Annotated in this window: 4 protein-coding genes; all 4 read right to left on the bottom strand. The window is 46.3% G+C overall.

What is annotated here, in order from left to right:
• A partial coding sequence (locus Q0P86_RS15440; RefSeq protein WP_295040692.1) for a LamG-like jellyroll fold domain-containing protein occupies nucleotides 1–9,106 on the bottom strand: 9,106 nt, incomplete at its 3' end.
• Nucleotides 9,040–10,575: a hypothetical protein gene (locus Q0P86_RS15435; RefSeq protein WP_295040689.1), complete on the bottom strand. Its 1,536-nt coding sequence runs from the start codon at nucleotides 10,573–10,575 to the stop codon at nucleotides 9,040–9,042. The genes Q0P86_RS15440 and Q0P86_RS15435, both read right to left, overlap by 67 nt.
• 3 nt (nucleotides 10,576–10,578) lie before the next feature.
• A complete protein-coding gene (locus tag Q0P86_RS15430; protein ID WP_095880313.1) occupies nucleotides 10,579–11,433 on the bottom strand; it encodes a hypothetical protein in 855 nt (284 codons plus the stop codon).
• Between the two features lie 55 nt (nucleotides 11,434–11,488).
• On the bottom strand, nucleotides 11,489–13,147 hold the full coding sequence (locus Q0P86_RS15425; RefSeq protein WP_295040686.1) for a hypothetical protein: 1,659 nt from the start codon (nucleotides 13,145–13,147) through the stop codon (nucleotides 11,489–11,491).
• Between the last annotated feature and the right edge of the window lie 104 nt (nucleotides 13,148–13,251).

Below are 13,251 nucleotides of genomic sequence, written 5' to 3'. Positions count from 1 at the left end.
CGGCAGGAACCTTCAATGTCAACGTATGCGTACCCGCCGCGAGATGGACGGACACACCAGAAACAGTCACCGCACGCCAGGTATTGGAAACGGCAGCCATCCCGGCCAGCAGATTTGATTCACCGACATAAATCGATTTATCGCCAACGGTCGCGGACCTTGCGTACAACACGACATTGTAGTCTGCAGCATTTTCGACGATTACGGACATCGCGAGTGTCGCCGAATCGCCCGACACAAGGTACTTGTTACCGGCTACGGAGCAGGAGAACTCGTTCGAGAATCCGCTCACGGCATCCATGTCCTTCACGGCGACGACGATGACATCGGAAGCCTCGCCCTCATCGGTGACGGGCTTCGAAAGTTCCTCGACTTCAGCAGCAGTCAACGCACGTGAATACATGCGTATATCCGCGATGTTTCCGATATAGGAAGGTTCGCTACCCGCCTTGCCCATAGAAAACACACCTTCCATTTCACGTTCTAGAGAAATCCCGGAATTACGAGCAGCCTTCGATTCGCCGTCGACATAGAATTTCACGGAATCCGAATCTACCGTAACGACAACATGTGACCAGGACTTGTTTGTGATCGGCAAGATGGAACCCGTTTTCCAGTTATGCGAACCCTCAACAAGCATCAAGGCCCGCTTATTCTGCAAAAGGCGAATGTCAAGAGCGTTTACGCCCTTAAAACTGAGTATTTCATGCCAAGCATTATCGTTGGGGTTCCCCGGCTTAATTCGGGCCTCGAAAGAATAAGAATTCGTGCTGCCAAAATCGACCGTGCCATTTTTTCCAACCGCATAATCGGTTTTTTGACTAAAATATAGGCCTACATCGCTTCCCCATTTGTTATTCATGCGTGTTACATCAAGATTGTGCACCCCATTTATAATTTCTTGCACCCTATTCCCAGACCCCTCGTATGCCGGGTACCAAAGCGCCAGTTCCATCGGGAACGGATACAAGTTTTCAGAGAAATAATCACGTACATTATAATTGTGCCCATAATCCTCGACACGGAACGAAAGTGAAAGCCTGCAACCGGAGCAATCGGTCAATTGCTTGCGAGTAAGACGCAAAGAGACATTCACAAAGCCGGCACTATCAGGCAAGGCATCAATGACCTTCAACTCCTTGTTGCCAAGCACTGGTGTAATCTTTACTCGAGCAATTCCAGATTCAGCATCGGAAAGACTTGCCGACACACGGAAAATACGGTCAAGAAGTTCAGATTGCACGGCAACATTGAACGAATCAATTGAAGGACGCACTGAATCCGTATATATACGGGGGCCAGCCATCTGTTTATCCATGCCAAGCGCAGAAACCCCTACATAACGAGATTCATAAACGCCATACGGAATTTTTCCGATATCGGTTCCTCCAGTCTTGAGAAGACCGTCATAAACCAACGTGTCGGGCATGTTTCCGCGGAATTCAGCAGTCAGTTTTCCATCTGCATAAAGCGAGACAATACCATATCCAGGATGAGTGCACCCCGCCGCATATGCAAGATAGCCATTATCAAGGCCAAGCCATAGAGAATCCTGTGGCACATGACAAGCAAACTGCGTATTGACTGTAATTGCACGTGCAACTGCAGGAGCGGCAGGAAGTTCGGAAACATTGCCATTGGTATCAGGTTCCGAAAGAGCTACCGCAAATACATAGTTCGTATCAAGGGCATTTCCACGCGAAGGAAGCTGTACATGCGCATACCCATTCGAATCGAGGGTATATGCAAGAGCCTCTGGAGGCGTAGAGTCGTTTCGATTAGCCCAAACAGCATCGTCATCCACGTAGAGATTGTAGCGGGAGATTCCCGTAACAAGAATAAGGCGATTTTCCACATCGGCAACTTCAGGTACGACCTTAATCGAATAATCAGGCGTCTCGGCTACAGCGGAATCCAAAGCCGTAAAGACCGAGAAGGACCGTGTTTCAGCCGATATCAGCAAATATGCCCATTCCTTATTTTTATTATAGCAACGAGTATCCGTAGCCGTTGAGCAAGTCGCTGCCGTATCAGAAGCAAAGCCGTTTTTCAGAAGAGCGTGACCATCCGCATCCAAATACCCGTAAAGAGCATTTTCAAGCGGGACAAATTTCTTCTGAGTAAAGTCAACCTTGTATAGTTTTATTGTTTCTGGAGACGTATGCATTGCTTCCATCTCCTCCTTAGAGATTTTCATCTGCACACGCGGCAGGTTCACCGTATCCGCAAACGTCATCCGAGGCAGGGCCTCCATTATAGGCCCATTCAGGGCAAGGTTATTGAACACCTCAAACGGATAGTTTTTGGCATCTATAGAACGTATCGTAACATCCTTGTCTCCATCCAACGAGTTCGTCGGGAAGCTGACAGACACCTCTCCTAACGGAGATTGTACCGTCTTGGAGCCAGACGACGTCGCTCTAGCGCCAATCACCATGTCAAACTTGCTAAAGTTATAAGAAGCTCCACTCTTATCACCCCATGTAAGCAGGAAAGTCGTATTGCCCTGGAGCCTGTTCACATTGAACCAGCCAAGGCTCCGCCACCCAGCAGTATTGACCTCGATGGAATCCTTGATGCTGTAAAAAGAAGTGTCATTCAAATATGAAAGACTGTACATCCTGTTAGCTTCCAAGTATGCATACAGCTCTACAAACTCTTCTAGACGATGGAACGGTATAGAATCAGCCCTCTTGAAAGCGACATAGAGCGGAAGCGAATCGTTCGGCGTGGCAAGTAGATTAAAGTGAGTATGCTCAGAGCCATCCAGTTGAACAAGTTTTGCAGATTTCAAGACAATCTCACGTCCCCACTCGGGTTTTGTATACAAACGAGAGAAAGGTATTGTATCTTGCAAGGGACGCACGAGCGGTTTTGCGAACGGGTCCTTACTCTTACGATAGGCAATATTTTTTGTAAACGTGGTTGCCTTGACATAGAGCGAATCCTCATCACCGCTGAAAGTAATCAATGAGGGATATTTCCCCGACTTAAGATTATCCACATGGGCATTGACTCCGCCACCAACAAGTTGACTATTTACAAGACGTACCGAGTCTAACGGAGCAAAGAAGCGATGCTCCGTCACGTCGTACATATCCGGATCCAGCTTTACATTGAGACCCGACACATCATTTGAACCAATCCTAGATTTGTCGACATTTCGTGCAAATGAGAACGACAAAGGATTACGGGTAATCTTCCAGGGAGAATTGGCTAGATTAGCGATTACACTGTCAGACAAGACAGAACCGTTCGTAGTACGCAGGATTTCCTTGGTCCAAACCGAGTCCACATAATCCGCGAAATAATAATGCACTCTGGACCCAAAGTCATAGTATTTATAACAGGGCTTCGAGCCATTTTCCGCAAATTTCCAGTCTTGGCCAGAATCCTTACATTCTTTTGACTTCAACGTATCACGCCAATTTGCTTGAGCGGGATAAGGAATCGTATCCCTCTGCGTTTCGGCACTCCAAACCATGTTGCGACCGACATAGAATTGGACATTGGAATATCCTGAGAAGTAAGGCGTGCTCTTGATATTGGATGTTTTACTATCATGGTCAATCTGACAGTATTTTTGGCCGCCCATCCCTAACAGGACATTTGTCAGTGTGTCATAATTACAGGCCACTTCACTTTCCCCGACAACCGGCAATCCGATAGCCTTGGCCACAAAGTAATCCTGCGAGTTTTCCCCTCCATAGAACCTCATTTCGAAGCGGGCGTCTTGAGTATGCTTACTGTCCTCATCGGCGAACAGGAACATATTAAGACCTCCTTCGAATACACTGGCAGGGAAGAAGTGCAAACTTTGAGTTTCAAACGGGGTCAGCAAGCCATAAGTCTTGTCAAAGACGAATGCGGAACCATCGTGATAAGAATTTACCTCGCGATAGTAAGCGTCATTCTTTACTCCGGCCAGGTTATCCATCGCAGCAAAATAGCCATCCGGTGAAGAAGCATTTTTAGCAAAGATGGTCTTATTTGTATGGTCAAAACGTATAGTACGGTTTACCAAGTTATCCATGCCGATAGGAGCATCCCAATAGTCATCCTTCGGAATTTCAAAAACGACATTGACTTGTTGATAGGTATAACGAAGCCAGCCGTCATCGCCACAATGAGAGTTTATCTTCCCCTTCTGCGAGTAGAACTTTCCATCCGCATTCGGTTTAATCGACAGCTTGAAAAGACTCTTATTTGGATCATATCCCGTCGTAGTTCCGGATTTTCCATAGACACATGTAGAATCCAGAATAGAATCTTTCATAACGACATTACATCCTAAATCTTTGTTATACCCCAAGTCTAGTCCTTTTGAAGTATTTCCAGGAATCTTGTATTCAGAACTATCATCAGTAAAATCCGTCAATTTCCAGACTGAATTATTCCTAGCCTTCTCAAAATCAGCAGCACTCGAAGGAAGCGTTTTAAATTGGCGTTCAAATTCACTCACAGTCATTACCGCAATATCAATAGTACCATCTCCCGGCCCATTACTGCCATCAAATCCATAACCTGATCCCCCGTAATTCAATATATAGGCGACAGTCGTATCCCTGTGTTCAGAATCAAAATGAAGCACATCCGTTCTTACACTATCAAAATCGTAATTTCCAGTCTCTTCACAAAATACCGACCCTGTTATTTTATCCAACTTCCCTTTACGACGCGACACAACAACCAAATCCAATTTTTTCCTATGCCTCTTGAGCGCAAGGCTAAAGCGTTTGGGTTCATAGCCGATAATTTCCTGCGTCCCGGAGACCGTTCCCGAAAGAGGAATCTCATTTTTAAGGCCTTCGTTTGGCAGACGATAACCCCGTACGCTGGCATCGATCCGATAGTCAGCCATAGGCTCGTACCGGTAAACCCCCGTAGAATCAAGGAACGCCTCGGCAACATAAACCGCGGAGTTTCTCCCCGTAGTATCCTTCGGGTTCTCCGGAGTCATGTCCAGAATGTTCTTGGCCGTTTTCACCTTGAAAGTCGCATACTTGGGCGGAACAGTCGTACCGTCAAGTTGGACCGCACTGATTTTTATTTTGTATGTTCCGGCGCTCAAAGATGCATTACCGTCATCATTCTTGCCATTCCACTTCATTTGGTAGGCTGAATCAGAAGCCTTGGCGCGCACAAGTGTCGCACTGTCTTGCAATTCGGCAATCAGTGTTGAACCTTTCCAGATCGTTATTCCCACATGGGCATCTTGATTCTTTAACCCGTAATAGAAATTCATGGAGCCTAGCCTAAAGTCAATCTTGTTCTGTGTAGAATCGTCTAGGGTGGCACTAGCCGAATCCTTTACCAACACGACATAATCGGCAAGTTTATTGGCCAGGACAATTTCGGCAGGAGCCTTGTCCAAGGCAATGACGGCAGAGTCAATGTAGATATATGGGTTTTCCGATATATTCTCCGTCACCTCGGCAAAAATTTTCACGCTATCCGCACTCAGATAACCGTCCGTAGCCATGAGGCCGTTCCATCTGAATCCGAGTCCATAGGTTTGCGGATTGACCGTCCATCCCGTAACAAGCGGATCGAGGGTATCACTGCTGACCAAGGAAAGATCTCCCCAGTAGAAGCCGTCTTTTGCGCTACTCGCGAAGTAAACAGGAATTTTTGATTTTGACGTGTCAGCAAAATCACGGACAAACAACACCTGGAATGCGGCTTCGGCGGTCATCAGGATGTGTCCGGAATCTCCCGCCAGTATCATGACGCTATCCACATAGGATGGAGGAATCCATTCCGGAAAATCTTCAAGGTAACTACGCGTTACCGTAGGCAGATCCACAAAATTGAAAGCTGACGCACGAACAACACAGCTGCCCAAATTTGCGCCACCGGCAGCAGACTCGCAAGTATTCCCGAACCTGTCCGAAGCAAACGAGACCTTGAGGGAATCCCCTTCAGGGAGTCCCTTCCATTTCAGATGATAACCGAGGGAATCCTGATAGAACCAGACTCCTTTCGATTTCGCCGTATCAGCAGGGAAACCATAATAAGGGTTGCGGAAGGCCTTTGACACAGATTTTTCAAATATTCCCACATGGTCGTCGCCTTCGGCATAAACACGAATCAAGTAATTGTTCTTAAAGGCTCCCGAAAGCGTAAGCGATATATCCAACGAATCCTTCCCGACAGTCATTGAAACCGGATTCAACGTATCCCTTACACGAAGTACAAATTTCACCGTAGGTTTTTCATCATTCACTTCATGGGAAACCATGTTAAAGGAAACGGTCATTGTATCGGAAATCCAAAGGGAGGTATCCGCATAACAGGATGCCGTATCCGCCGTACAAGTAGAAAGCTCGATTTCGTATGTACCGACAATCTTTTCGCCTTCAAATGTACTGCGGTCAATGTAGCCAAGCACACCCTCGTTCACCTGGGCCGCACGAGACACATTTTGCGTTCCCGAGCGAAGCGCCTGGGCAACATATGCCTGCGACATTTGCCAAGCGGCATGTTCCGGCACGAGACCATCCACATTCCTATAACGCAAACGGAAAATAGCATGTTCGGAATCGGACCGTCCCGATGGCGGAGCCATGCCTGTTATCGCCACAAGAGCCGTGGTTATCATTTCGCTACCGTCGGGAGAAGTAATGGTCGGATAACGGCCCCCCACATGGAACAAATCCGTACGGTAGGATACGTTTCCGACAGCATCCTTACAGGCAACTTCTAAATAACGTTTGCCATGCGATACTCCAATGACCGCCGAATCCAGGGCGAACACCCTTTCATACTGTTTTGCGGAATCTCTCGGAACGTCATGCCAATTAGTATCGGCATCGCCTCCAAGAATGCGGTAACGGCAATCCACGCCGAACCTGTTCGACGGCACATCGAATTTTTCGTTCACCTTGAGTGTAGCGCTATCAGGAGATATAAGACTGGAGCTCACAAGACTTTCAATATAGGGAACAGTCTTGTCGACACGGAGATTCGCCAGATTTTCATAAACAGAGTCGTTTCCGGCGTCATCGCGCACCTGGGCACGAAGCACATAGGAGCCGTCCTCCAGGCGCATGGAGCCACTTTCTTCCCATGCGCCCACCACCGAATCATTCTTTACCCAGACGGAGTCGCCTGCACGATCGGCCTTCGACTTATCTGCCGCATGTACAAAGTCCCACCTGACCGTGACAGGCGTGCTATCCGGGCCAAAATACTGGTCATGTACCACATATGCAATTTTCAGCAAGGAATCAGCCGTAGCTGTGAATACTGATTTGGGACTATCCAAAACCAATGAGGGTTTATGGGAATCTATCGTAAACGAGGCATATTCCATCGAAGTGTTTACAGAATCAGCAACAGTCGGCCAACGGGACTGTTCGACATAATTCGGGCTTGCGGCAATGGCATTTACAAGCCCGTTCATCTTCTTGTAAACATTACTGTCAGGCACCGCATAGTCCACGGCAAACGCCTTGACGCGATAAAGCCCGTCTCCATATTTCTTGACCTCGGCCCGACAATTATCATTCCAGGCAACGGCAAAATCAGGCGTGGACACCTCGTAAAGCGAGCGGAAATCGCAGACATGCACAAATGTCGAGCCGGACGACTGCCCTGAAGCCCGTTCCAAGGTCCAGCGCATCGCGCGTATATCCGGTGTTGCCAAGGCCGAATCAGCCCACTTAAACCGTGCGACAAATGGAGTACTATCGGGATTTATCAACGGGGATTCAGGAACGACCTCAAACTTGGGCGGAGTCCTATCGATACGGAACGGAACCTCGTAAGTATTCGAAGTGTCCGCATGCGAACTGGGTGACTCGATATTTTCGATACTGGCGGCATACTTCCATACATACGAGCCTTCCGTTAAATCAATAGCCGGTTGTTGCGAAACAAATGTAGCACTGCTTGAATCATACAGAAGTTTACCGGACGCATCACGAAATTCCGATACGGCCATCTGCATATCCACATTTTCGGTAAGGTTTTCATATGTACCCATAGAGTCTGTCAATATTTTATCCTTTGCGCCTACTACACGGAATCCCTGGTAGCCGAGTGCACTGGCATACGAACAGAAACCCTTCATCTTATTGAGAGCGACCCCACGGAGTGGCCACTTGGGTTCCAGCATGTTCGCCGTCGCCTTGAACAGGTAGTAGAATCGTTGCGTATTCGAAAGGCCTATCTTGTTCACCGTTGAAATCGTGACCGTGTTTTGGTTGTCTTTCTGGATAGCGAGAAGATTCGGATAGAAATCGGTTGCGATAAAGTCAAACTGACCGTTTTTCTTGACCGGGTGGGGAACCTTGTCTATCGTAGTTTTTCGCTCAACTTTCACGGAATCTCCCGATTCATCCACCTGCATCACCGAGTCCACAAGTACAATGGGGTTTTCCCACGAACCACCACCGGAGCGTTTGTACACTGTACACGCCGTCGAACTCGTATCAGGCTTGGTAATATCGCACTCCCATGCGATTTCCTCCTGATAGTTAAAATTCATACGGATTTGACGGAGGCGATGAGGCATTAAATCATCAACGACAAAAGAGTACTTTTCAATCCAGTCCTCGACCGTAATCGCGGGAACTTCGTAACGTTCAATATGACGGATGGGGACATAGTTCGAAGTATCCTTTCCTTCAGGGGTCAGTCCATCCACTTTTTCCCAGCGGTCCACCTTCACGCCCATCCTTGACCAGTCGGAAGAGGACTTGAAACGAAGTGGCGAAAGTGATGCCACGCTCTGCATCTTATGCGTGGAGTTCAAATCGCCAGAATTGGCGAACAACCCTACGGCGCATCTCGCGTTTTCCCTGTCGCTCAGATAATAGCAGTTCCGATTCAAGGTGGATTTCTTTCGATCCGAACTACTCATCCCCTGAAGTTTGTTCAAAGTAGCGGAATCCAGGAGTGCCAGATTCACGAAGGGACGCTCGTAGAGGAAGTCTTCCATCAGGTAGGGAGTGTATTCCGAACCACCGGCATTAACAAGTGAAAAGGAATTCGTGTTGCCAAACCATTTCTCCAGATTTTTCTTATACAAAGGCATCATGTGAGATTCGGCCAAATCGTCAAAACCTGTCGCAACCGCCCCTCCAATGACAGAAAATCCCATAGTTGCTGAAAAGGCCCAACAATTCCCGTTTTTGCAGCTTTGGCTGCAGCTGGATTAATAAGTCCTAAGGTAAAATCCAGAGCCAATACCGCACCAGATGCAATCCCCATCGCTGTTGCAAAATCCCCGTCACTACTTTCTGCTTGTACAGCCGCATTGAATTGTTCTTTTCGTACATCTACATTTTCATCATTAAGCAGGCGAACATGCTTTCCCAAACCCGAAGCCTCCGTCACTAAAGAGCTTCCTTGTTCAATCAAAGGAATTCCTACGATTCCTGCAATACCCGCAGTCAATGCGTTCACATAAATCGTAGAAAGGTCGCCTCCCCCACCCATTTGTCCAATCATGTTGAGAACTGGAAGAGAAAAATTTTCTAGATACAACGAGCCAAGCAGGCCATAATCCACATGTGTTGGATCCCCAAACGTCATACTGTTTTTACTGCCCAATACGCGGAACATCGGCAGCTTTTCAGCATCGTAAGGCAAAGCATTCAAATTTCGTATTGTTCCGAAGCCAGTTTGATATGGATCAACATAATGGACTAAAGAATCGTCCTTAGTGTAAACCTCTGTAGAGAAGATTTTCGTAAGAGGAATACTTGCTCCACCAGCAATCGCAGAGGAAAATAAGGTTATGCACATTCCTGCTTCAACTGAGACAGGTTCCATTCCCATAACAGCAAGCAAAATGCCAGTTGCGGTCATGGAAGCCATCGACTTCATCAACAAGCCCCTAATTTTTTCGTCAGTCCAACCACGTGCTTCCTTATATATTTGCATGTTCAATGCTCCAGTCCCTTCATGGGGGCTGTCCAGCGTAATTATTTTGTCCACATCTCCGTTATAGAAATCACCTTGAACATACTCACGAGAAACGATGCCGCCCATGGAATGCCCGATGAGGATGTAGCGGGACGCCAGTTGGCGGTAGAGGTCGGGGTTCTGGCGGATCGTATCTAATGCAATTTGTCCAACATATAAAGAATCTTTCCCATTTTTTGAGACCCTAAGGGTTGCTTTCACTTCCTGAGCTTCTTCAAAAAGCGCTCGACGTTTCCCAAAACGAGACGCCCCATTTTCAGCTATATTCCATTGTCTATCGGCCAATTCATGAGCATTATTCAAAGAAGAATTTGCAGGATTCGTAAACGAACGCCAGTTATAAATGTAAGCGTTAGCGGGATTACGTTTTTTCCCAATATCAGGCTCTTCAAAAACATTTGTCCCTATCCACTTGGTTATTCTATCCTCAGAAGTATACGAGCCAAGCGTCGCATCACCTAAAAATTTAGATGCCGAATCAGCTTCTTTTAAATTCGCGTTAGCCTTAATCCCTTTTTCGGAACCATAAGCACCATGAACCATGAGTACATTATAATTTTCGATAGACTCCATCGGCTTAGGTACAGCCCATGTCATACAAATCATGGTGAAAATCAAAAATAAAACTATTCTTTTGGGCATACATTACTCCAATTCAACAACGACTTCATCATTGTGATAAAACTTCAGTTCGTTACCATACCATATTACATCAGAGCAGATTATTTTATCCTCATTCATCCTGCAAATATTACCGCTCAACTTAATCATATCACCCCAAAAACCACCTATTGCGAATTTTCGTGGAGTAGGAATCGTATCAATTTCATTTTTTAAAACAATACTTTTTTCTCCTTCGTCATCAAGAATTACGCAATACACATCCTCCCCCCAAGCCCGAACATCATCGCACTTTTCAATCCATTTTAAATCATCATTTAATCTCTTATACGTAATCGTTTTCGCAACCGTATCTAAAACAGCGTATTGGCAACTATCTCCGACAGCAGAAAGATTACCACCCAATGCAATAAAATTTCCATCCAACCACTGATGCATTCGATTAATTTCAAATGTTTGAGAGCATCCTTCGTTCTTTCTTGAAATTCTCATTTCATGAGCAGTCTCGCCGATTTTCCATAGAAGAACATTTTTCTCTTCCCAGCACCAAAAGATGGAATCCGTCAGTTGATACCATCGGTAGCCACCACTTTTGTTTGTAAGAGAATCACTCCAACGCGGGCCATCTTCCTGCACACGGTAATTAAAAACAAGCAAGCGGTCATGTCCGCAAGATTCATCTTCGCTATAACCACCATTCCATGTTTCCGTAGTCTCAAGCCATCCTCTGCAATCGTATGCGACAACCAGGGAATCGTCTATGAAACCGGCAATCGACATATTGTTCCTTCCTACCCATTTAAATTCAACTCTGTCCCCGCACCCCAAAATGCATATGTAAGCAAGGACCGTCAACAGCTTCATCCATCTTTTCTTCATATTCTCTCCATAATGCGCCAAAGATAGAAAAAAGGCAGCAACAAATTCGTCTAAACTAACAGCTTACCCCGTAGAGAATGGCAAACAGGTTGCTGTAGCCGTAATCCCTGGGGACAAAATCGAAAATCCCGTTCTTTTGAACGGGATGCCTGACGCGACCGCTGTTGCCGACAGAGGAATCGACCGCCCACTCCCCGCCGCCGGAGCGCTTGTACACAGTGCAAGCGTCATTCGCATCAGGATCCTTTTTCACATCACACTCCCAGGCAATCTCCTCCTGGTAGTTGAAGTTCATGCGAATTTGCCGTAGGCGGTGGGGCATCAGGTCGTCCACCACGAAGGAATACTTTTCAATCCAGTCTTCAACGGTAATCGCGGGGACTTCATAACGTTCCACATGGCGAATAGGGACATAGTCCGAGGTATCCTTTCCTTCAGGGGTAAGTCCGTCCACTTTTTCCCAGCGATCAACCTTCACACCCATCTTGGACCAATCAGCCTCTGACTTGAAGCGGAGCGGCGTTGTCAAACCCGAAAGAGGCTGATCCTTTTGGGTTGAATTCAAATCATTTGCCGACTTGAAAAGACCCATAGCACAATTTACTCCGTTCTTTGAATCGATATAAAAGCAGTTTCGGTTCAAATTCGCTACGGAATTTTCTTCTGCACGAAGTAGATTTCTTTTTATTGAAAGCGTATCAACATCTTTTTTCAAAGAATCTGGTAGTTTTGTCAAGGAATCACGCATGCCTTCAAATAATCGATTAGTGCGCAAACCTGCATTCTGAATAGTATCCAGTGTATGCAAATCGTTCAAAGCTAAGTTCACGAACGGACGCTCGTAGAGGAAATCCTCCATAATCCGAGGATTAATCGTCGTATCGTTTACGAAAGAATCTGCAATCGGAGAAACCGTATTCGAATAATCTGCACGCCAAGTATTTTGATTGTCATATACATTGTCAATAGGCAGGTTATGCGAATCGGAAATTTCTGCAATCAAATCTTCCGATAGCAACGAGAAAAGCATATTTGACAAGGCTACAGAGGAGCCTGCAACGGCAGCCACATTTGCCGCAATCCTTGCGCCTTCGAACCAGGACAAAGCAACATCTACCGCTATACACGCCGCGCTCACCGCAGTCATCACCACATTCACATTTCGCCAGGCTTCAGCATCAGCATGCGGAGCCGCATCAAAACGCCAACGTTTAACATCGGCTACACTATTTCTCAAACTTTCTGTATTTTCTGCCCAGCTCGACGCCTTAGGAACAATACTTGTTCCCTGCTCTCGCGACGCTGCAGAAACAACTAACCCCATCGTAGCCGCCTTAGATGCAAGGGCAAAGGCCTCCGTACTCATCACGTCATCACTTTCCGCAAGTTGCGAAAAGAAATTCATCATCGTTTGAGTAAGTGCTTCTGGAACAAATAATCCCGTCCAATCAGTTACATTCTTAAAAGGATCGGAATAAGTAATACTCTTTTCCCCACCCATCAGTCTAAACATAGGTATACTGTCATTTGGAGAAATTTTTTTCAAATACGAAATATTGCCCTTTTCTCCTTTGCCAGGATTTACATACTTGACCAAAGGGTCTTCTTCCGAATAATCTTGCAAATTGCTTTCTACATAAAATGGGGCAATAAAATTTGTTAAGCCAAGCAATGTAGCCCAAGAAGCACTTGATATTGCGACCGATTTTGCCATAAAATCGCCTCGCATATTTAGATACACTAAAGATAAACCAACAAGATAACTGGCGGATTTTCGTCGCTAACGCGACTTAGGTTTGTAGTTTAACTTGCGTATAA

Origin of the sequence: uncultured Fibrobacter sp., from assembly GCF_946062555.1 — a bacterium.
GTDB lineage: Bacteria > Fibrobacterota > Fibrobacteria > Fibrobacterales > Fibrobacteraceae > Fibrobacter.
The sequence above is the reverse complement of the archived record's forward strand: the minus strand, read 5'-3'. Positions and strand labels throughout refer to the sequence as shown.

Bases quoted from the DNA above. Each gene is read 5' to 3' on its own strand.
- Q0P86_RS15435 (WP_295040689.1), bottom strand. From the start codon at position 10,575: ATGCCCAAAAGAATAGTTTTATTTTTGATTTTCACCATGATTTGTATG.
- Q0P86_RS15425 (WP_295040686.1), bottom strand. From the start codon at position 13,147: ATGGCAAAATCGGTCGCAATATCAAGTGCTTCTTGGGCTACATTGCTT.
- Q0P86_RS15430 (WP_095880313.1), bottom strand. From the start codon at position 11,433: ATGAAGAAAAGATGGATGAAGCTGTTGACGGTCCTTGCTTACATATGC.